The organism is Candidatus Aalborgicola defluviihabitans, assembly GCF_016705985.1.
Classification (GTDB): domain Bacteria; phylum Pseudomonadota; class Gammaproteobacteria; order Burkholderiales; family Burkholderiaceae_C; genus Allorhodoferax; species Allorhodoferax defluviihabitans.
On record NZ_JADJKN010000013.1, the window covers coordinates 115,509 to 135,105 of the forward strand.

A 19,597-nucleotide genomic window follows, 5' to 3' on the forward strand; every position below is an offset into this window, starting at 1 on the left:
AAACAGTTTTGTAAACAACTTAAATCCTTTAAGATCGCCGACTTCCTCGGGGCCACTGACCGTCAGTTGAGTAGAGAAATTGGACCGTTTTATGCAATCTAGATCTGAATCAAGTGCCAGTTTTGCCGCGGCGGGCGCGCAACTGGCTGCACTCTTTGTGAACGCTACGGCAGCCGGACGTGATGTTCTAAACCAGCAAGAACTCACAAGCCTGCTTTCCAGCGGCCCCATTCCGTTGGTAACAGAGCCGCAGCTTCCAAACTTGGTGCCATTCGGTGAACTTCAAATCTGCCTGAACAACACCCGTGAATTTGGTCTGGTGATAAGTGCTGGATCCGGTGGACTTGATCGTGAGCTGGATGCCGGCAACTTCAAGTGGGGCCGCGTTGCTGTCCACGCGGTCGTAGAACTGACAGATGCACACGACTTCCTGACGCAATTCAAACGCACATTGGCCTACCAGAAACTAACGATTACTGCCAATCGCCGCGCCCACGCCGTTCCAGATGAACAGCTTACGCAGTGCTTCAAGTTCCTGCTCGAATTGGCAGGCACGTCAGCCCCCTCAATACCGGGTTCACGGCACACGCTGACGGGACTCACGTTGAACGTCGAGCAGGACGACGACCGTCTTGTGGTGCGCGGCGCAGAATGCACATTTGGCATCCAGCAAGCAGCACGCTTGGGTCGGCCCATCCACAAGATCGACAAGTTGATCCACCCTGGCTCGATTGGAATCATCGGGGTATCTGCCAGCAACATGAATTTTGGACGCATCATTTTGCACAACCTGCTGGGTAGCGGCTACAGCAAAGACAAACTGACCATCATTCGCGCTGGAGAAACGGAGATCGACGGTGTCCGGTGTGTTGAGAGCCTCAAAGCGCTGAGCGGAAAACTTGATCTCCTGATCGTTGCCGTAGCTGCCAGCGCTGTCTATGAACTGGTTGATGAGATCATCGATACCGACGCAGTGGAATCGGTGATGCTAATCCCCGGTGGACTGGGTGAAACCCAAAAGAGCAAGGAACCAGCAGCAGGGTTAGCAGACCGTATCAACGCAAACCACGGCAGGCCAGGTGGAGGCCCCATATTTCTCGGAGCAAATTGCCTCGGCGTTGTGTCGCATCCTGGTTCGTACGACTCTTGGTTCATCCCGCTGGAGCGACTTCCAAAGCCGCCAAAGAAGCCACAAAGAAATTCAGTCATGCTGAGCCAGAGCGGCGCCTTCATGATTACGCGACTAAGCCAGAATCCGTGGCTGGATCCACGCTACATGCTGGCGTTGGGAAACCAGACTGACCTGACCCATGGTGACCTGCTCAGATTCTTCGCCGAACAGCCTGAAATTGATACCATCGGCATTTACATTGAGGGATTCAAGGATCGGGATGGGCTCGACTTCGCTATAGCAGTGCGAGCCGCCGTCAAGAATGGCAAGCAAGTCGTGGTCTACAAGTCCGGAAAGACATCGCCCGGCGCAAGCAGCGTGATGGGGCATACCGCATCAATCGCCGGCGACACTGCGTTGTTTGTCTCGGTACTACGTCAAGCCGGCGCGATGGTAGCTGAAGACATCAGCACTTTTGACGACCTGCTTTATATCGCGGGCGCCCTGCACCATAAAACAGTCGGCAAACGACTAGGGGCAATCAGTGGGGCTGGCTTCGAATCTGTCGGCATAGCGGACTCAATCGATTCGGACAATTTTTCCATGGAGATGGGCACGCTGGAACCCGCAACCATCAGGCGAGTGGAAGACATTCTGATAGCCAAGAAATTGCAAGCGCTAGTGGAAGTTAGGAATCCGATTGACATCAATCCTGGTGCCGATGATGAAACGCACTTACAGATCACCGAAGCCTTTGTTCAAGACCCCAACATTGATGCCGTCGTCGTCGGGCTTGACCCCACAGCGCCATCGGTACGAGCGCTGGTCGAAAGCACACTACGCCCTGGCTTCGACATCCAGGACCCCAAGAGTACCGTGTACCTGATGCCCCCGATTGTCTTACGCAACGGAAAACCGATCATCGGCATTATTGATGGCGGTAGCCTTTACGACGCCATGGCGGCTAAGCTGATGGACCAAGGCGTATGCATCTTCCGCAATTGCGCACGAGGAACCAAAGCGCTGGTTCGCTACATCGAAGTGCGAATGTATGCAGACAATATCAATCACCGTAACCGATAGGAAAAAACATGAGCAACGCATTGTTACCTGGACTCACCGCATCCCGACACGTCGATATTGACCTCAATCGCACCATCAGCTTTATGGGCGATGACTGCAGGGTCTATTCCACTCCCAACCTTCTGTACGACATTGAGATGGCCTGTCGTGACCTTTTGCTCGAACACATTGAAGCGGGGAAAGATTCGGTTGGCACCCGGGTTGAGCTAGATCATGTCGGAGCAACATTGCTCGGGATGTGGGTCGATATTACGATCACCGTGACCGAAGTAAACGGTGGTGCAGTTTCGTTTGATTTTTCAGTGAGCGACGCCGTGGAGGAAGTTGCACGCGGTAAGCACAGCCGAGTTATTGTGGGAGTCGAAAAAACTGCGCAACGACTGAAGGCCAAAAAGGCCAAGGCTGGGTAGAAGACCGGAGAATCCGTGCGATAAGCCCTATTTTTGGGGATTGGTCGTGTCAACAGCGCTACGCTGAAACAAGCGTCGAACGACTGAGCGTAGCCAGCTATGTGACATATCCGAGGTCGCACTTTGGTGCCATACCATGCATACGTCATAGCTTGGTCCGTGCTCCGGCAGTTCCCAAGTGCGTACGTCATAGCGCGGCGCCAACGAATTGGCATACATTTGCGGGACTATTGCCATAAGGTCGGTCCGGGTTACCAATTCAGGCAGTGCTCCATAGTGGCGGGCGCGCAGCATGATTCGGTCATTGAGTTTAAGTCGGGTGAGCATTGAGTCCACACTCCCATGAAAGGTCGCTGCTGGCGCGGCCACTGCCAACGAGGCTGCAGCCAGTTGTTTGGCGCTCAGACTTGCCCCAACGCGACCACTTGCGGGACGCCAATCACCGGCAGTGATTGCAACGAAATGCTCCTGAAAAAGACGCTCACTGGCAATCGTGCCGTGACTCGGATCCAGAATACCTATCGCCAGATCGATGTCATGTGCATCCAGAGCACTGCTAACTTGGCGCGCCGCCACCGACACGTTGGACAGCTGGCTGTGCGGTGACTCTGCCCGCATGGCCTGCGCCAAAGGTGGCAAAAACATCATCTCCCCCAGATCGGACAGTGACAGACGCCATCGAACGCTGCTGCTGGCTGGCTCGAACCCCTCAACGCTTACTACGGTTTCCTCCAGCACTTGGAGCTGGGTGAGCAACGCCGGAACGATACGCTGTGCCTTGCGCGTGGGATGTAAACCACGCGGTGATCGAACAAATAATTCATCGTCGAAGAATGTGCGAAGGCGTGCCAACGCATTGCTGGTTGCAGGCTGAGACAAGGACAGCATGCGACCTGCCTCCGTCACAGATCCAGAGCGATAGATGGCACATAAAACGCGCAATAGGTTCAAGTCAAGTTGTCTGAAATTCATAGTCTGGCTTCATTCCGCTTATCAGCTTCATCAATACGCCAAATCTTAACAATCAATTAGACGAATGACTGAATAAGCCCTACATTGCGTCAACAAATAGCCGCATGCAATGCGCAACCAGAAGAGTCCTGTGCGAAGCACAACTCTCAGAATTTAAAAAGGAGACGAATTCGTGCTTCAAATCATCATCCAGGGTCGTGGGGGTCAGGGTGCCCAGACAGCCGGCAACCTGTTGGCGAGTGCCTTTCATGCTCAAGGTCGTCATATTCAGGGCTTTGCCAGCTATGGCGGCGCGCGGCGCGGAACACCGGTAACTTCGTATATCCGCGTGGATGACCGACCCGTGCGGGTGCGCTGCGATATCGAACGTGCAGACGCGATACTTTGCTTTGATGCCAGCCTGCTGGTTGGGCAACTAATCGCTACCGCAGGTCCGAACACGCTGATCGTTGTGAATTCCTCAAAAAGCGCTTCGGAGTTCGAAAAGGCCCTGCCTGGACTGCGTGTGATCCCGATTGACGCGCTCGCCATTTCCCGCCAGAAGGGACTCGGACGCATCGTTAACTCTGCGTTACTAGGAGCGTTGGTACGCGTGATAGAGGCCCCATCTCTTGAAATTTTGACCCAAACACTTGTGGAAAACGCACCCAAGCAGCACGATGAAAATATCGCTGCCTGCACCGAAGGCTATCGCTGGGCCGATGAGCAGTTGATGGAGATTGCAGCATGAACACCCCCAATCTAGCACCCATTCCAACCATCTGGACCACCGGCACTACCGAGTCCATAATGACCGGCACTTGGCGTGCTGCGCTGCCGCAGCATATTCGAGCACCCGCTCCCTGCCATGGCGCATGTCCGGTCAACGGCGACATCGCCGAGTGGATCGGCTTGGCGCGTGCTCGCGACTTCCATGGCGCATGGCAAGTGCTGACACGCCACAACCCCTTTCCAGCGATCGCCGGACGCATCTGTCATCACCCATGCGAGACGGCTTGCAACAGGGGCAGTTACGATAAGGCGCTGTCAATCTGCAAGCTGGAACGCTTTGTCGGCGACCAAGCATTGGAACAGGGTTGGACTTTCGACGTCGCTGATACACCGCCAAAGGGACGCGTGGCGATCATTGGCGGCGGCCCATCGGGTCTGTCAGCTGCGTTTCAGTTGCGTCGTAGTGGTTTCGCAGTAACCATATACGAATCACAGCCAGAGCTCGGTGGGTTGATGCGCTATGGCATCCCCGCCTATCGTCTGGCACGCAAAATTCTGGACGGAGAGGTCAATCGAATTATTGCAATGGGCATTGAGGTGCGGTGCAACCACCCGCACAACACGCCGGATGCAATCGCGCAGGTACGTCAGAAATATGATGCGGTTTACCTGGCAACCGGTGCTGCGGCCCAAAAGCACTTGCCAATTTTGGACTACAGTCAATCTTGGGTAACTGGTGGCGCAACATACCTGGCTGCCGCCAATGCTGGATCGCCTCTAACAATGGGCAAGCGATTGGTGGTCATTGGTGGCGGCAGCGCCGCACTAGACGCCGCCCGCAGTGCACGCCGCGCCGGCCATGACGTAACCCTTGTGTCCCTCGAACTGCGTGCTCAGATGCCCGCTCAACACGAGGAAGTCATCGAGGGCCTTGAAGAAGGTATTGTCTTGGTGGACGGAACACAACTTGACGGCGTCATCGATGATGGTGTTGCTGGTCTGCGGCTAACCTGCAGCCGGGTGCAATCAGCTGTGACCTCACGGCAGGGGCAATTCAGCGTGACGCCTATCGAAGGCAGCACATTTACGTTAATGGCCGACGCAATCGTCACATCCATCGGACAGAATCCCGACCTTACCCCGCTCGGAAATCATTTCGCCACCACTGGCCCGTTACTAAAAACCGATGCACACCATGCGACCAGTGAGTCGGGCTTTTACGCAGGCGGTGACTTAACCAGCATGGCACGGTTCGTGACCGAAGCGGTCGGCATGGGCAAGCACGCAGCGCACGCAATTGAGCGCAATCTGTGCCGCCATGATAAAGAATTGCCGGAAGATGATCTATACGGGCACGAAGCGATGGTACCGATCAGTGCCATCAATACCTACTACTACTCCAAGCAACCGCGAGCCGAAGCGCAACTGCTGGGAGCAAGTGAACGCTTGACACACAACGCCGAAGTGCAACTGGGTCTGGACATGGAACAGGCGCTGGCTGAGGGCGAGCGGTGCTTCTCGTGCGGCACTTGCATCGACTGCGACAACTGTGTCATCTACTGTCCGGACCTTGCAGTACAGCGAACAGAAGATGGCTACACCGTGCTGACCGACTATTGCAAAGGCTGCGGCCTATGCGTAAAAGAATGCCCAACGGGCTCTATGAAGATGCGAGAGGAAGTGCGATGACTAGCCAAGACAAACCGATACTACTGAACGGCAATCAGGCCATCGCTTGGGGTGCGCGACTAGCCCGACCCAAAGTGGTTCCGGTGTACCCAATCACACCGCAGACTCCGGTTCTGGAGCAACTCACCGAGTTCCAGGCACAAGGCACTTTCGATGCTGAGATCGTCCTACCGGAGTCAGAGCATTCCGTCATGTCGGCGTGTATTCCGGCATCACTGGTCGGCGTACGGGTGTTTACCGCTACAGCCTCGCAAGGATTGCTGCTGATGCATGAGTTGTTGCACTACGCGAGCGGTGCACGAGCACCTATCGTCATGGCCAACGTCAACCGCACGGTGGCCTCACCCTGGGCCTTTTGGCCCGACCAGACAGACAGCCTGGCGCAGCGCGATACCGGTTGGATTCAGTACTATGTGGAAAGTGCCCAGGAGGCGCTGGATACAGTGATTCAGGCCTACCGCGTAGCCGAGGAGGTCTTGGTACCCACCATGGTCAATCTTGATGCGTTTTATGTTTCGCACGCGGTTGAACCGGTCCAAGTGCCCTCGCAAGCATTGGTGGATGCCTATCTGCCCGCTTTCGCACCTCTGCATCGTCTCGACACTGAAAACGTTGAGTCATGGGGAAATGTGGTCACGCAAGACATGTTTTACCGTCACCGCCAAGCGTTGGACGAAGCAATGGCACTTGTCCCAGAACTGGCTGAGCAAGCCGATCAAGAGTGGCTTAAGCGAACCGGGCGCAGCCACGGCGTGGTCGAGCGATACCGCTGTGACGGAGCGAGTACCGTGATTGTCACCATGGGCAGCATGTGCGGAACAGCCCGCGATGCGGTCGATTCCATGCGAGCCGCCGGCATGTCGGTTGGGCTTGTCAAGGTGCGCCTATTTCGACCTTTGCCAACGGCTGCGCTACGCGAGGCATTAACAGGCATAGAGGAAGTCATCGTACTAGATCGCAATTACTCACCCGGTCTTGGCGGCGTATTACACCAAGAACTGCGTGCGGCCTTGTACGGCACATCGGTAACGCCCCGCATCCACGGCCTGCTGGCCGGCGTTGGCGGCGTGAATGTCTCCGTCGACAAAATCATCGAATTCGTCAATCAAGCGGGCATGCACGAAGCACAGCCCGAATCGCTATGGGTAAGGTGAGCGACATGATCAAAATTGAAGTAGCCAGTGACCCGATGTTGTGTTCAGGCCATGCGGCCTGCCCGGGATGTATTGACGCTTTGTCGGTGCGCCACGTGCTGGCCGCAATGGGGCCCGACACCATGGCAGTGATCCCACCCTCGTGCATGGCGATCATTGCTGGGCCACAGCCTATGAGTTCGCTTCGCATACCAGTTTACCAGCCAACGCTGGAAGCCAGTGCCGCTGCAGCAACCGGCTTACGCCGCGCACTCAACGCCCAAGGAAAGCATGACACACAGGTCATCGTTTTAGCCGGCGACGGGGGCACGTACGACATTGGGTTCCAGTGCCTGTCGTCGGCCGCCGAGCGCAACGAAGACTTCTTGTATTTTTGTCTCGACAATGAAGGCTATATGAACACGGGCGCTCAGAAGTCATCATCGACTCCTCATTTCGCGCGCACTGGATCCACACCTGCGGGAAAGACCTCGCGCAAAAAGAACCTGACAGAAATCATGGCCGCTCACGGTGTTCCGTACGTAGCTACGGCCAGCGCTGGTCACCTGCCGGACTTGCTGCGCAAGGTGGCCAAAGCAAAGGCTATGCGCGGCACTCGCATCATCTCGCTGCTGATTCCGTGCATGGATGGATGGGGAGTCGCTGACGATGACGGCTTAAAAACTGCACGCTACGCGGTCGAGTCTGGAGCCTATCCTTTGTATGAAGTCGAAGACGGGCGCAACTACACACTCAACCACACCACCAAAACCCGCCCAATTGCCGACTACTTGGCGCTACAGCGTCGCTATCGACACATGCAAGCCGATGACATCGAAACGTTGCAAGCAGAGATCGACGATGGTTGGGAGACGCTGCAGCATCGCGCTGCTGCAAGCCGACGTTGAGTCCGAGCGGCCTAGAATACGTGAGCACCATGAGACTTTCTGTATGATGCAGGAAAATTGTTTTATGTAAAAGCAACCAATACCGGGATACGCCCGGCATTGGATCAAGCGCTTTAACGCCTGCTCTGGGCGAACAGCCGATTGTTGGATCAGAGAAACAACTCTAATCCACTATTTCTATGAACAGTGAACCTTTAGCGGACGTCGATCTCGGCACCCTTCCCGACCTGGTTGGCTACCGTCTCAGAATGGCGCAACTCGTTGTTTTCAAAGACTTTGACCGCGAGTTCGTAGATGCTGACATGACCCCCGCAATATTTGGTGCACTGGAGGTTCTTTTTCACAACAAAGGCCTGACCCAAACCCGGCTTGCAACCGCAATCGGCTTGGATCGGTCTTCGTTGGTTCCGTTACTGGACAAGCTGCAGAGCCGCAACCTAGTCGCTCGTGAATCGTCTGTTCAGGACCGTCGCCGCAATCACTTATTCCTCACGCCAGAGGGGCGGCAGCTTTTGGTAAAGGCAAACAAGCGCGTCAAATCACATGAGCAGCGGGTTCTTGCTTCGCTCACTGCATCAGAGATCAAGACGCTGCTCAAGCTACTATCAAAAGTGGGTGACAAGCTCGTCGTATAGCGTATTCAGGGCTCCATGCTGTAGCCAGGGTAGTAGCCGCCAAGACAGTTGCCAGCTCGCACTGCACCAATAAAGTCGGCCATGTTGCTTACCGGTTGAAAGAACTCCGTCGCACACCGTCCTACGGCGGGCACCTTGTGGCAGTCGCTGCCACCAAGACCCGGTAGTACCATGTGCTTGGCCGCGTGGATCGCAAGGTCGTTATCGGTGTCCTGATTGTTGCCATTGTGCGTTTCGACAGCATCTAAACCGACGACATCCAGCAAGCGCTCTAGCAGGCAACACACTCCAACCTCCCGAAACGGATGTGCGGGAACGCAAATTGCACCAAGCTTCTGCAAGCGTTCAATCACTTCTTCCATCGGTAGCCAATGGTCTCGTCCCCATATGTTCCATGCGTCATCCTCAACGCCGTAAGCCAGCAGGTGACCGCGATCAGTTGCAATCTCGACACCTCGTAAAAGTAGCAGCCCTTCACCCTGTGCGATCGCTTCAACTGGCGCTGACGCTTCATAGGAGTAGTGCTCGGTAATGACGATACCATCCAACCCAAGCGCTTTGGCGCGGCGAATAAGCGCCACGGGCTCCAGCCAGTTATCGTACGAGTACTTGGTATGACAGTGAGTGTCTATCCACATGAGGCGCCAAACTCCAGCGCAACGATCAGGGTAGCTGGAGCTCCAGATTGACCCGCTTGGATGGTTGGAACTTGTGGTTGGCGAAGAACCTCTCCAACGTGAAGTCATTCCAGTTCACCAAGGTATAAATTCGCTTTACACCAACTGCTTTCATGTTGGTCAAAAACTGATCCATCAAGTCGTGTGCAACACCCCGGTTTTGAAAGTCAGGATGCACGCCGATGGTGTCAATGGTCGCACTGGTTTCAGGAATTCCGTACTCGCCAAAATATACATCCCCCATCATGAATCCAACAATTTTTCCATCCACTTCGGCTACCAGTGAAGTATTGATGTTGTTTGAGTTGGTCACGATCGAGTCAATCTTGCGCTCGTAATACTGGCGACGTTCCTGCTTTGACACCAGCGTATCAATTGCGACAACAGCATCAAGGTCATCGCGTTTCATCAAGCGCATGTTCGGTTCATTAATTGCCATGGGTTATCTCCTAATTGGGTATTGGTTCGTCAGCAATTTCGACAAAACTAGAACAATTCATCTTCTAGCGGTTTTGCAGCGCCGTTCAAACGGACATAGATATCGCCATACATCTGGGCAGCTTCCGCACCACCGGTAAAGCATGTGTTACAGCCACCTGCAGTCGTTTCGACCGGGTGCTCTATGACATGTACCTCGTACCCCATGTTCCGGTAGTTTTCAACAACTTCAGACAGGCGCGGCTCCCCAAGCGTTGTCTTCTTGGTCCAGCCTTGCTCGATGAGCACGCCTTCCTGTCCACCCTTCAGCAGCTTCAATAAGATCGGTTCCATACGATTCCTACCATGAGTGTTTGATGGCACCAGGCGTACAGGCTTTCGTGCACGGAAGGTCGGTGTATCCACTGGACGGCTTGCAGTCGGCGCAGTCGTAAGCGAGCGTCCGGCGAAATGGAGCTTTCACCGCAATGACTTCATCATCGTAGTCGTCTGTCATAGGTTCAAACATTTCCTTTGGACACGCCGTAAGGCAAGCCCGACCGGCCGTGCAAACAATGCACTGATCGGTGTCGATGCTGATGTAATACTCACCCGACCCGTCTTTGTAACCGTAGTTGGCAATCATGGGGCTCTCCTCTCTGCGCCAAGGGCGCATTGAATGTACGATTCCGTCGAATTTCGACCCGTTTTACGCTGCGACGGCCACCTTCGTTGCGGCCTGTTTTTGCATTAACGTATAGCCGAACAGCGCAGCGCCCAGGGCGCCAGCAATCTGACTGTCATACTTGGTCTGCACCGCTGTAGTGCCAAGCAGGCGTTCAATCCGCTTCACAACACCTGGGTTTTTGGCGATGCCACCAGTGATGAAAAAGTCGTTTTCAACCCCAATACGCGTAATCAACGAGACCACGCGCTCAGCCATCGCCTGGCAGTAAGCGGCAATCACCTTGTTTTTGGTGTACCCAGACTTGAGAAGGCCCAGTGCTTCCGACTTGGCGAACACCACGCAAGTCGATGACACCGCTTCCGGCTCAATATCCACATCAAACGAGCGTGCACCCAATTCTGCAATGGGTATCTGCATCAGGTCTGCAATTACTTCCATGCCACGGCCGGTTCCAGCAGCACACTTGTCGTTCATTAGAAAATTGGTGACCTTGCCCTTCTCGTCGCAGTGGATGGCCTTGCAGTCCTGCCCACCCATATCGAGAATGGTACGGACCGTTGAACCACCCATGTAATTGGCGCCCCGCGCATGGCAGGCGATCTCAGTAATCGCCTTGTGTGCGAACGGTACGTTGACGCGGCCATAGCCAGTACCAATCACATAAGTCACGTCTGACAGCTTCATGCCGGCCTTATCCAGCACACCGTTGATGGCATTGGTGGCTGAATCCGGACTGTTGTTACCCGTACGCATGCTGTTGTAGCCAAAAATCTCGCCATCGACACAAATCACCGCCTGCGAACTGACTGAGCCTACGTCAATGCCCGCCGTGATGATTTTGGCTGTGCGCCAGTCCTTGGATTCATCGATCCAGCAATTTTCTTGCCAGCGCCAGTACTCTTTCTTTTCCTCTGCTGCCATGATTTTTTCCTTTCAGATTGGACTAAGGGCGTTTACGCGGTTTCTTTTTCTGTCGCAATCAGCGCCGCACCCAGCGCGCTGACGTATTCGGGCATGTCGGGCAAATTCACATGATCCACTCCAAGAGCGTCTTTCAAGGAACGTACGAATCCCGGGTTATTGACCATGCCACCGATCAGGATTACATCGCCTTCGATTCCGACACGGCGCACCATCGCGCAAACGCGGCTGGCAACTGCATCCAAAACCGACTTGGCAATATCTTCCTTGGGAGTTGCCGAGTGAATCAGCGACACCACTTCAGATTCGGCAAATACCGTGCACTGCGCATTCATCGGAATGGTCCGATCGGAACGCAGGCTGGCTTCGCCAAATTCCTTGAGCGTCAACTGGAGTGCGCGTGCCATGGATTCGGCGAATGCACCGGCACCAGCAGCGCACTTCTCATTGCCTGCAAAGTCAACCACCTTGCCCGACCCGTTTGCCTTGATGCCGCGACCTTCTTCAGCGCCGACATCCACAACCGTCTGCGCCGACGGCAGCATAAAGACTGCACCGCGCGCACCAGCCGATACTTCGGTCACATCGGTATCTGCAAAACGGACCTGCTTGCGACCGGCACCGGTTGCCACGATGCGTGTGACCTGGTCGCGTGACAAGCCACACGCAGCCATACCGTCGGCCAAAGCCTTGTCGGCCGCAGCGTCCATGTCGAGTTCGTCCGGAAACATCATGTGCTTACCCTTGACGCCCCATTTCAATTCCGGTGCGCCGTCTACGTTGAGCTCCTCCAAAAAAACCACCTTGACGGTGCGAGAGCCCATGTCTATGCCTGCGGTAATCATCTTAAGCATCCTCCTAAGTTATTCATGCGTACGCGAATTCGCGTTTGAGGTTAAGGGTTTCCATGAAGGAATCAACACGGTTTTGCGTACGACCCAGATCGAATTCGCGTTCGTCACCCATGTTGCCTTCGTAGGTCATGACCGGTATTCCGGCAGAAGCCAAGCCCAAGCGGTTTTCCATAATTCCGAGCGACAGTCCTTCGCAACCACGGTTCAGGTGCAGCATGACGCCATCGACACCCCACTCCTTGACGATGGTCTTCATCATCTCGGTCTTCAAGCGCGGATCGTAAAAGTGCTGCCACTGGGGTTTGGACAGATTCCAATCGCAATACAGACGCATCGCCTGCTCGCGCGTGGTGATCTCAATACCCTGCTGCATTGGCGTGGTACGCGGTCCCCAGCTACCGTCCGGCTTGGTTTCCCAGATGCCTTCGAGGCCAAAGGTATAGAGCGAACCGATTGACACTGCACCGTACTCTTCCAGGTACCGGAAAATTTTTAGAAAACCCCATGGCGGTTGGGTGTCGGACATTACGCGGCAACGCTCATTGGCGACGGCAGCAATGCCACGGTTTACGCGATCCTGGACTTCATCACGACACTCTTCGTAAAAATCAGCGCACCACTTTGATGACTTCGACAAGGTTGCCAGAACGTACAGCGAGTACATCGTTTTTTCGTCAAGTGGCGCTGGCTTGGCCTTATTGAGCGTGCATATTTCAGCCCACAGCGATGTGGATCGCATTTCATTTTTGACCGCCTCAATGAACAACTCATCGTTGTACTCGCGGCCAGTCACTTTTTCCATCCACTCAATCGATTCCAGCCCCTGATTGACCACATACATGAGCCGATCTTCGGTCAGATCCTTGTAGGGTCCGACTGACACATCGATGAAGTTGACGGGCGTGTTTTCAATTTTGGAAGCATGCTGATACCACTTTGCGTGTGAACAGCAAATTTGGGACTGGAAATTGAAGTCTGGCTTTGGAAACTTGCCGCCGTCAATGTACTTGTCGAGATAGAGTGAACCCCAGTAAGTGCGCATGTAAGCACACAGATCGCGGGCAAATCCGGCTGATTCGGCTGCGTTTTGGGCCTCGGCATTGAGCTTTTTGTCCAACGCTACCGCAGCACCGTAGGGCTCGCCGGTAAGCGAATAGACATCGTTGCCAAGACCTGCAGGAATGGCATCCAACGCCCAGGCCGATCCGGACCAGCGTATGCCACCCGTTTCCTTGCAGCGGGCATAGTTGATGTAATACTGCTCGCGCAGTTCCTTTGCTTTCTTCCAGCACTTGAGCGGCTCGGTCTGATATTTCGCCATTTTTCGTAACTCCTGAAATTGATGTCTGCTCTGTCGTCTGCCGTCATTCCTGACGGGCTCAGTTATCTGAAGCGATGTGCTTAGAACAATTCTTCTTCGCTCATCGTTTCCAGGAAGGCCTCGATCCGGATGCGGAAAGGTCCTATTGGATTGGTGATGTCGAACTCCAGGAACAGAGTCGGAATACCGTTCTTTTCCAAGTGCTCCTTGAGATCCGGGTAGTCGCCCTCATGCGGGTCGCAGAATTTTTGCTGCAGGAAAACTGCGGCACGTGCGTTGTAGTCTTTGGCCAGTTTGAGCACATGGTCAAAGCGCGTGTGAACCGGATAGTCCTTGGTAGGGCATGCGGGCCTCTCGCAATAGCGGTCAGCAATGGTCGCGATGGGGTCGTCCTGGATGCGCGCCTCGTTCCAAAAATTGCGCGTACCAGAGCACTGGTCATCGATGACGATGGTTGAACCAACAGACTCGACCATGGCCATGAAAGATACGTCGTCGTTCTCCGACCCAATCGTCATGAAACGCACACCTTCGACGCGGTTGTTTGGCTGGCTTGGCAACAACGCCAGAACCCGCTTCAACTCACGGTTGTGGTCCTCTTTGTCGATGAACTGCGCGGTGATAGACGCATACAGTGCGTCAACACCGGTTACACGCGGATTGACTTCCTTGCGGTACTCGTAGAGTTCGTGCAGCAAGCGGCGGTTTTCGTTGACCAGTTCAGTCGATTTCCTGAGTTCGTCATCGGTGATCGGCTTGCCAATCACACCTTCCACAAACTTGCGGAATTCTTTGACTTCAGACTGATGCAACATCTTGGCGAACTTTGACTGCACTTCATTGGGCATGGGCAGGTAGTAGTCCCACTGCACGGTCGGCACGTGCTGGCGCCAGGATGTGAAGGTCTGGCGATACTGGATGCAGGACTGCGTCAGCGTTACACCCTCGCAGTAGTCATAGCGGCCCAACAATCCTTGGGCTAATGAATCACGGCTGAAAGGACAAAACATGCCAAAGATATGCGGCTCGGTCACGTTTTGCGGTTCGTGCGCGCCCAACACCCGCACCGGCAGCATGCCAGCGGCAATCAGGACTTCTTCAGGTGTGTAGGTACACATGGTCGCCACGACTCGACCGCCGGTTCTCTTCTTCCACTCCCTAGCGTAATCGTGCCGGTCTTCGTACCAAGATTTGAACTGGTCAAATAATTCGCTCATAAATGCGCCTCTTTATTGGTCGGTTAGGGTCTAGATCACTGCATGCAATATGCTGCATTTCAGATTAATCAAACTGCATTATAGTGCAATTAATTTGTTTTGGTGTGAAATAAGTTGCCTGTCGAAAAATAAATGCAAATTTGTTGAAAATGCGCTCCTACGCCAAGCAAACCAGCAGTTCGCCCACTTCAACCGACCAAAACGGGCAGTTGCAGAGGTCATTTGGCCTTTCGGTCTCACTGTCACTCGATCAAACGGGCCGAACGTCCTCATAGGAGTCTCGTATACGCAGACGCTCCCTGTATCATTTGACGCAGCGGCGATCTGCCGTTACTACTTAGCGAATTCGAACCTCGTTCACTATGCTTACCGCAAAAAGCCCAGCCATCAAACGGTGGCTCGACCACCAAATCGAAGAGAATCCGCCCCGAGCAAAGTCCGTTGTTATGACCTTGTTTGGCGATGTGATCGCCCCACACGGTGGACAAGTCTGGCTTGGTTGTCTGATAGAACTGCTGGCACCCTTTGGCATTAATGACCGCTTGGTGCGCACCAGCGTCTTCCGACTGGCCGAAGAAGGCTGGTTAGACGCACAACGCGAAGGCCGTAGGAGCCGGTACCTGCTAAATCCATCATCGGCTCACCGCTTTGAGCGCGCTTACCAGCGCATCTACACACCGCCGTATCGCCAATGGAAAGGCACTTGGACACTTCTGTTGGCCACATCCAGCACGTTCACTGCAGAGGAACGGGCCAACTTACGCAAGGAGCTGCTTTGGGAGGGCTTTGGCTTGATAGCGCCATCGGTATTTGGACACCCAAACGCAAACTCCCAAACAGTCGAAGAAATCCTTAAGCGGGTAGGTGTTGAAGACCGGGTATTTGTCTGCGATGCCGTCGAATCAAAGTCCATCTCGACACGACCGCTGCGCGATCTCGTCTCGCAATGCTGGGATCTGGAATCCGTATCCGCCGATTACGACCGCTTCATTCAGTGCTTTGCAGCTCTGCCAAAGTTGCTGAGTGCCCGTAAAACGGTTGCCCCGGAGCAGGCGTTCGCCATTCGCACGTTGTTAATCCATGAATTCCGACGCGTCCAGTTGCATGATCAGCAATTACCTCTGGAACTGTTGCCGGAAAACTGGCCGGGCAAGACCGCATATGAATTGTGCAGCCAGATCTATCGTTCGACTTACGAGGCCGCAGATCAGCACGTGCTGAATGTATTGAAGCATGAGGACGACGCAGTGCCAGAATCTGCACCTTACTTTTACCAGCGCTTTGGAGGCTTGGTTTCACCGTGAAGATTGCAGTCGGGGACATTGGAGCACCAGGCTCATTTTTCTTTGGCAATAACACCCTTTAAACACCAAGAAACAAAAAAGCCCCGTAAACACTGGGTTTGCGGGGCTCTTTAGGGGCTTTGTTGGACGACAAAAAACCCATTTTTGGCGGAAACGGAGGGATTCGAACCCTCGATGAGGCTCTACACCCCATACTCCCTTAGCAGGGGAGCACCTTCGGCCACTCGGTCACGTTTCCTGAATGACTCGTATTATTGCACGAGTCGGCGCGATTTTTCAGCTAGCGGGCTGGTCAAGATCAAAAGCTTTGTGCAACGCCCGCACGGCCAGTTCCATGTACTTCTCGTCAATAACTACAGATGTCTTGATTTCGGAGGTTGAGATCATCTGGATGTTGATGCCCTCTTCACTCAGCACACGGAACATGGTGCTGGCCACACCGACGTGACTGCGCATGCCGATACCCACGATGGACACCTTGCAGATTTTGGTGTCGCCCACCACTTCTTCTGCACCCAGGCTGGGCAGAACCGTGTTTCTGAGTAGGTCCACCGTCTTGATGTATTCACTGCGGTTAACCGTGAAGCTGAAATCGGTCTTGCCGTCTTTGCTCAGGTTCTGGATGATCATGTCCACTTCGATGTTGGCGTCCGCCACGGCACCTAAAATTTGGTAGGCAATACCGGGCTTGTCGGGTACACCCATCACAGCAATCTTGGCTTCATCGCGGTTGAATGCAATGCCCGAAACAATGGCTTGTTCCATGTTCTCGTCTTCCTCAAAAGTAATCAGGGTGCCGGATTTGGCTTCCTCGTCGATATCAATATCCCAGTTGGTGAAGCTGCTGAGCACGCGCAGTGGCACCTTGTACTTGCCAGCAAACTCCACGGAGCGAATTTGCAGCACCTTGGAGCCCATGGAGGCCATTTCCAGCATCTCTTCAAAGCTCACCGTTTTGAGGCGGCGCGCTTCGGGGACCACGCGGGGGTCAGTAGTGTAGACGCCATCCACATCGGTAAAGATCAGGCATTCGGCCGCTTTCATCGCGGCAGCCACCGCTACAGCCGATGTGTCGGAGCCACCGCGACCCAGCGTAGTGATATTGCCCTGGTCATCCATACCCTGAAAGCCAGTCACAATGACCACCTTGCCGTTTTCCAGGTCGCCACGCACCCGGGCGTCGTCGATTGACTCGATGCGGGCCTTGGTATACGCACTGTTGGTGCGAATCGGCACTTGCCAGCCGGCATAGCTGACCGATTCAACGCCTTCGGCTTGCAGCGCAATGGCCAGCAAAGCCGACGAGGCCTGTTCACCGGTGGCAGCCAGCATATCGAGCTCGCGGCCATAGGCTTCGTTCATTGTGGAAGGTGCCAATTCCTTTGCTAAACCCAATAGGCGATTCGTCTCGCCGCTCATGGCCGAGGGAACCACCACCATCTGGTGACCAGCGCGCATCCATTTGGCAACGCGTTTGGCAACATTGCGAATACGGTCCGTAGAACCCATCGATGTGCCGCCGTATTTGTGAACGATCAGTGCCATGAAATCAAGAATTTTTGTAGCAAAACCTAGGGATTGTACCAAGTCAAGCAGTCGATATTGCGCTGCACAAATCCAGAACCAACCTTGATGTGGATGCGGTGACCCCGCGTGGTGCAGGCGCTGACCTGGTCCAGCAGCTCGGTCAACTGTGCCGCGGTGGGCACCGCAGCATGCACAGACCGCAGCCAGTGCCGCAGGACGTTGGCCTGGCGCGCCCGGCTGAGCGCCTGCAGAACTTTGATTCTTGGTGCGCCGTCGCCATCACGCCCAATACTGTACAAGTCCCCAACGGCCACTTCCTCCAGTAGCTGTTGAGCCTGCGCCGCATGGGCTGCACTGCGCGCAAAGGTGTCGCGGTAGTGCGCAAACGCGGTTTGCAATGCCGGGGTCACCGTCGCCCGAATCTGATTGCGGGTAAATCGGGCGTCATGGTTGGTTGGGTCTTCCACAAAGGGGATGCCGCGCAGCGCCAGCCAGGCGCGAAGATCAGCGCCGGCCACGGTTAGAAACGGGCGGTAGTAATCCACCCCTTCGCGCTGCCAGTGCGCGGGCATGGCGCTCAGGCCCGCCAGCCCGGCACCGCGACTCAGGGCTAGCAATAGCGTTTCAACCTGGTCATCGGCGTGCTGTGCAATTGCTATTGATCTGATAGTGGGTTGCGTAGTATCCACGAGGGCTAGAGCACGAAAAGCCCTATAACGTGCCTGACGTGCGGCATCTTCCGGGCTTTGCCCGGGCTGCTTGCCGGCATCTACCTGCTGCACACGCAAGGGCACGTTCAGCTGTAGGCACAGGGCACGGCAATGGGCCTCAAAGCTGTCAGCGGCTGCCTGCAGGCCATGGTTGATGTGCAAGGCCACTACCTGCTCGGGCCACTTCTGGGCACAAGCCACCAGCAACGCAACCGAATCAGCACCGCCACTCAGCGCCACTGCCAATGGCAAAACGGGGTTAAAACCCCGCATGGCATCGTCAACCGATTGGGTCACGCCGGACCCCGCAGCGCGTTAGCGCCCCGTTGCCTTGGTGTCGGTGAAGCGCCCATAGCTTTGCAGGCGCTCATAACGACGATCCAGCAACTCCTTGACCTTGAGGTCGCTGATCTGGCGGTAGGCATCGGCCAGTGCGCGCTTGAGGAACACGGCGGCCTGCTTCATGTCGCGGTGGGCGCCACCCACGGGCTCGTTCACAATCTTGTCAATCACACCCAGGGCCTTGAGGCGGTGTGCGGTAATGCCCATAGCCTCGGCAGCGTCGGATGCCTTATCCGATGTCTTCCACAAAATGGAGGCGCAGCCTTCGGGGCTGATGACGGCATAGATGGAGTACTGCAGCATGACCAGTTGGTCCGCCACCGAAATGGCCAACGCACCACCAGAGCCACCCTCGCCAATGATGGTGGTGATGATGGGCACTTCCAGTTGGGCCATCTCAAAAATATTGCGGCCAATGGCTTCGGACTGGCCTCGTTCTTCGGCGTCAATGCCAGGGTAAGCGCCAGGCGTGTCCACAAAGGTAAACACCGGCAGCTTGAATTTTTCTGCCAATTTCATCAGCCGCAGAGCTTTGCGGTAGCCCTCTGGCTTGCTCATGCCGAAGTTGCGCAGGCCGCGTTCCTTGGTGTCACGCCCTTTTTGATGGCCCAGCACCATGCAGGGTGTGCCGTTGAAGCGGGCCAAGCCACCAACAATGGAGAGGTCATCCGCAAAATGGCGGTCGCCATGCAACTCTACAAAATGCGTGAACAGTTCGTTGATGTAGTCCAGCGTGTAGGGGCGCTCGGCGTGACGGGCAATTTTGGTGATTTGCCAGGGGGTCAGGTCACTGTAGATGTCTTTGGTGAGCTGCTGGCTTTTCTTGCTGAGTTGATCAATCTCCGCGGAAATGTCGACGGCAGATTCGTTTTGTACGTAACGCAATTCTTCAATTTTGGTTTCAAGATCCGCAATCGGTTGCTCGAAATCCAGAAATGTCTTCTTTCCCATGGTCCTATCCTTTTCT

At 54.9% G+C, this 19,597-nt stretch carries 20 protein-coding genes and 1 tRNA gene; 8 read left to right on the plus strand and 13 right to left on the minus strand.

Going from position 1 to position 19,597, the window contains the following annotated elements:
• Positions 1–91: 91 nt before the first annotated feature.
• Complete coding sequence (locus tag IPI80_RS13970; RefSeq protein WP_413861078.1) at positions 92–2,194, plus strand: CoA-binding protein; 2,103 nt, start codon at positions 92–94, stop codon at positions 2,192–2,194.
• Between the two features lie 8 nt (positions 2,195–2,202).
• The gene (locus IPI80_RS13975) at positions 2,203–2,604 is read left to right on the plus strand and encodes a thioesterase family protein (RefSeq protein ID WP_413861080.1); all 402 of its coding nucleotides are present in this window, start codon (positions 2,203–2,205) and stop codon (positions 2,602–2,604) included.
• Positions 2,605–2,631: 27 nt separating this feature from the next.
• Here IPI80_RS13975 and IPI80_RS13980 read toward each other — a convergent pair whose 3' ends face one another.
• The gene (locus tag IPI80_RS13980) at positions 2,632–3,576 is read right to left on the minus strand and encodes a LysR family transcriptional regulator (RefSeq protein WP_413861082.1); all 945 of its coding nucleotides are present in this window, start codon (positions 3,574–3,576) and stop codon (positions 2,632–2,634) included.
• 172 nt (positions 3,577–3,748) lie between these two features.
• Between IPI80_RS13980 and IPI80_RS13985 the strand changes: the two genes are divergently transcribed.
• The 5 genes from IPI80_RS13985 to IPI80_RS14005 all read left to right on the plus strand — a co-directional run bounded on the left by IPI80_RS13985 (position 3,749) and on the right by IPI80_RS14005 (position 8,652).
• Positions 3,749–4,306, plus strand: a complete 558-nt coding sequence (locus tag IPI80_RS13985; RefSeq protein WP_413861084.1) for a 2-oxoacid:acceptor oxidoreductase family protein — start codon at positions 3,749–3,751, stop codon at positions 4,304–4,306.
• Positions 4,303–5,976: an NAD(P)-binding protein gene (locus IPI80_RS13990; protein WP_413861086.1), complete on the plus strand. Its 1,674-nt coding sequence runs from the start codon at positions 4,303–4,305 to the stop codon at positions 5,974–5,976. Before IPI80_RS13985 ends, IPI80_RS13990 begins: the two co-directional genes overlap by 4 nt.
• Positions 5,973–7,130 carry a transketolase C-terminal domain-containing protein gene (locus tag IPI80_RS13995; RefSeq protein ID WP_413861088.1) on the plus strand — a complete coding sequence of 386 codons (1,158 nt, stop codon included), beginning with the start codon at positions 5,973–5,975 and terminating at the stop codon, positions 7,128–7,130. Before IPI80_RS13990 ends, IPI80_RS13995 begins: the two co-directional genes overlap by 4 nt.
• 5 nt (positions 7,131–7,135) lie before the next feature.
• Positions 7,136–8,017: a thiamine pyrophosphate-dependent enzyme gene (locus IPI80_RS14000; RefSeq protein ID WP_413861090.1), complete on the plus strand. Its 882-nt coding sequence runs from the start codon at positions 7,136–7,138 to the stop codon at positions 8,015–8,017.
• Between the two features lie 179 nt (positions 8,018–8,196).
• On the plus strand, positions 8,197–8,652 hold the full coding sequence (locus tag IPI80_RS14005; RefSeq protein ID WP_413861092.1) for a MarR family winged helix-turn-helix transcriptional regulator: 456 nt from the start codon (positions 8,197–8,199) through the stop codon (positions 8,650–8,652).
• A 5-nt stretch (positions 8,653–8,657) separates the two neighbouring features.
• On the opposite strand, the gene IPI80_RS14010 is transcribed toward IPI80_RS14005, so the two are convergent.
• The 8 genes from IPI80_RS14010 to bzdN all read right to left on the minus strand — a co-directional run bounded on the left by IPI80_RS14010 (position 8,658) and on the right by bzdN (position 14,747).
• Positions 8,658–9,290, minus strand: a complete 633-nt coding sequence (locus IPI80_RS14010; protein ID WP_413861094.1) for a CehA/McbA family metallohydrolase — start codon at positions 9,288–9,290, stop codon at positions 8,658–8,660.
• Between the two features lie 25 nt (positions 9,291–9,315).
• Positions 9,316–9,768, minus strand: a complete 453-nt coding sequence (locus IPI80_RS14015; protein WP_413861096.1) for a GNAT family N-acetyltransferase — start codon at positions 9,766–9,768, stop codon at positions 9,316–9,318.
• A gap of 47 nt (positions 9,769–9,815) precedes the next feature.
• Complete coding sequence (locus IPI80_RS14020) at positions 9,816–10,100, minus strand: hypothetical protein (protein ID WP_413861098.1); 285 nt, start codon at positions 10,098–10,100, stop codon at positions 9,816–9,818.
• A gap of 7 nt (positions 10,101–10,107) precedes the next feature.
• Complete coding sequence (locus IPI80_RS14025; protein ID WP_413861100.1) at positions 10,108–10,392, minus strand: hypothetical protein; 285 nt, start codon at positions 10,390–10,392, stop codon at positions 10,108–10,110.
• A 63-nt stretch (positions 10,393–10,455) separates the two neighbouring features.
• Positions 10,456–11,355: a benzoyl-CoA reductase, bzd-type, subunit Q gene (gene bzdQ, locus IPI80_RS14030; protein WP_413861102.1), complete on the minus strand. Its 900-nt coding sequence runs from the start codon at positions 11,353–11,355 to the stop codon at positions 10,456–10,458.
• A 32-nt stretch (positions 11,356–11,387) separates the two neighbouring features.
• Complete coding sequence (locus IPI80_RS14035; RefSeq protein WP_413861104.1) at positions 11,388–12,200, minus strand: acyl-CoA dehydratase activase; 813 nt, start codon at positions 12,198–12,200, stop codon at positions 11,388–11,390.
• A gap of 22 nt (positions 12,201–12,222) precedes the next feature.
• Positions 12,223–13,530, minus strand: a complete 1,308-nt coding sequence (bzdO, locus tag IPI80_RS14040) for a benzoyl-CoA reductase, bzd-type, subunit O (RefSeq protein ID WP_413861106.1) — start codon at positions 13,528–13,530, stop codon at positions 12,223–12,225.
• A gap of 80 nt (positions 13,531–13,610) precedes the next feature.
• Complete coding sequence (bzdN, locus tag IPI80_RS14045) at positions 13,611–14,747, minus strand: benzoyl-CoA reductase, bzd-type, subunit N (RefSeq protein WP_413861108.1); 1,137 nt, start codon at positions 14,745–14,747, stop codon at positions 13,611–13,613.
• Positions 14,748–15,109: 362 nt separating this feature from the next.
• On the opposite strand from bzdN, the gene paaX reads away from it, so the two are divergent.
• Positions 15,110–16,051 carry a phenylacetic acid degradation operon negative regulatory protein PaaX gene (gene paaX, locus IPI80_RS14050; protein ID WP_413861110.1) on the plus strand — a complete coding sequence of 314 codons (942 nt, stop codon included), beginning with the start codon at positions 15,110–15,112 and terminating at the stop codon, positions 16,049–16,051.
• A gap of 145 nt (positions 16,052–16,196) precedes the next feature.
• On the opposite strand, the gene IPI80_RS14055 is transcribed toward paaX, so the two are convergent.
• From IPI80_RS14055 to IPI80_RS14070, 4 genes are all read right to left on the minus strand, one after another.
• Positions 16,197–16,289: transfer RNA gene (locus IPI80_RS14055), tRNA-Ser, on the minus strand.
• Between the two features lie 38 nt (positions 16,290–16,327).
• Positions 16,328–17,596 (minus strand): aspartate kinase, encoded by a 1,269-nt coding sequence (locus IPI80_RS14060; protein WP_413861112.1) that lies wholly within the window; start codon positions 17,594–17,596, stop codon positions 16,328–16,330.
• 26 nt (positions 17,597–17,622) lie between these two features.
• The gene (gene tilS / locus IPI80_RS14065) at positions 17,623–18,585 is read right to left on the minus strand and encodes a tRNA lysidine(34) synthetase TilS (RefSeq protein WP_413861114.1); all 963 of its coding nucleotides are present in this window, start codon (positions 18,583–18,585) and stop codon (positions 17,623–17,625) included.
• Between the two features lie 18 nt (positions 18,586–18,603).
• Positions 18,604–19,581 carry an acetyl-CoA carboxylase carboxyltransferase subunit alpha gene (locus IPI80_RS14070; RefSeq protein ID WP_413861116.1) on the minus strand — a complete coding sequence of 326 codons (978 nt, stop codon included), beginning with the start codon at positions 19,579–19,581 and terminating at the stop codon, positions 18,604–18,606.
• Between the last annotated feature and the right edge of the window lie 16 nt (positions 19,582–19,597).

What these genes read in the sequence shown, in the direction of transcription:
- IPI80_RS14010 (WP_413861094.1), bottom strand. Translation starts at nt 9,290, where the DNA reads ATGTGGATAGACACTCACTGTCATACCAAGTACTCGTACGATAACTGG.
- bzdN (WP_413861108.1), bottom strand. Translation starts at nt 14,747, where the DNA reads ATGAGCGAATTATTTGACCAGTTCAAATCTTGGTACGAAGACCGGCAC.
- IPI80_RS14025 (WP_413861100.1), bottom strand. Translation starts at nt 10,392, where the DNA reads ATGATTGCCAACTACGGTTACAAAGACGGGTCGGGTGAGTATTACATC.
- IPI80_RS14005 (WP_413861092.1), top strand. Translation starts at nt 8,197, where the DNA reads ATGAACAGTGAACCTTTAGCGGACGTCGATCTCGGCACCCTTCCCGAC.
- bzdQ (WP_413861102.1), bottom strand. Translation starts at nt 11,355, where the DNA reads ATGGCAGCAGAGGAAAAGAAAGAGTACTGGCGCTGGCAAGAAAATTGC.
- IPI80_RS13990 (WP_413861086.1), top strand. Translation starts at nt 4,303, where the DNA reads ATGAACACCCCCAATCTAGCACCCATTCCAACCATCTGGACCACCGGC.
- IPI80_RS14000 (WP_413861090.1), top strand. Translation starts at nt 7,136, where the DNA reads ATGATCAAAATTGAAGTAGCCAGTGACCCGATGTTGTGTTCAGGCCAT.
- IPI80_RS14035 (WP_413861104.1), bottom strand. Translation starts at nt 12,200, where the DNA reads ATGATTACCGCAGGCATAGACATGGGCTCTCGCACCGTCAAGGTGGTT.
- IPI80_RS13980 (WP_413861082.1), bottom strand. Translation starts at nt 3,576, where the DNA reads ATGAATTTCAGACAACTTGACTTGAACCTATTGCGCGTTTTATGTGCC.
- IPI80_RS14070 (WP_413861116.1), bottom strand. Translation starts at nt 19,581, where the DNA reads ATGGGAAAGAAGACATTTCTGGATTTCGAGCAACCGATTGCGGATCTT.
- IPI80_RS13975 (WP_413861080.1), top strand. Translation starts at nt 2,203, where the DNA reads ATGAGCAACGCATTGTTACCTGGACTCACCGCATCCCGACACGTCGAT.
- IPI80_RS13995 (WP_413861088.1), top strand. Translation starts at nt 5,973, where the DNA reads ATGACTAGCCAAGACAAACCGATACTACTGAACGGCAATCAGGCCATC.
- IPI80_RS14015 (WP_413861096.1), bottom strand. Translation starts at nt 9,768, where the DNA reads ATGGCAATTAATGAACCGAACATGCGCTTGATGAAACGCGATGACCTT.
- IPI80_RS13970 (WP_413861078.1), top strand. Translation starts at nt 92, where the DNA reads ATGCAATCTAGATCTGAATCAAGTGCCAGTTTTGCCGCGGCGGGCGCG.
- paaX (WP_413861110.1), top strand. Translation starts at nt 15,110, where the DNA reads ATGCTTACCGCAAAAAGCCCAGCCATCAAACGGTGGCTCGACCACCAA.
- IPI80_RS14060 (WP_413861112.1), bottom strand. Translation starts at nt 17,596, where the DNA reads ATGGCACTGATCGTTCACAAATACGGCGGCACATCGATGGGTTCTACG.
- bzdO (WP_413861106.1), bottom strand. Translation starts at nt 13,530, where the DNA reads ATGGCGAAATATCAGACCGAGCCGCTCAAGTGCTGGAAGAAAGCAAAG.
- IPI80_RS14020 (WP_413861098.1), bottom strand. Translation starts at nt 10,100, where the DNA reads ATGGAACCGATCTTATTGAAGCTGCTGAAGGGTGGACAGGAAGGCGTG.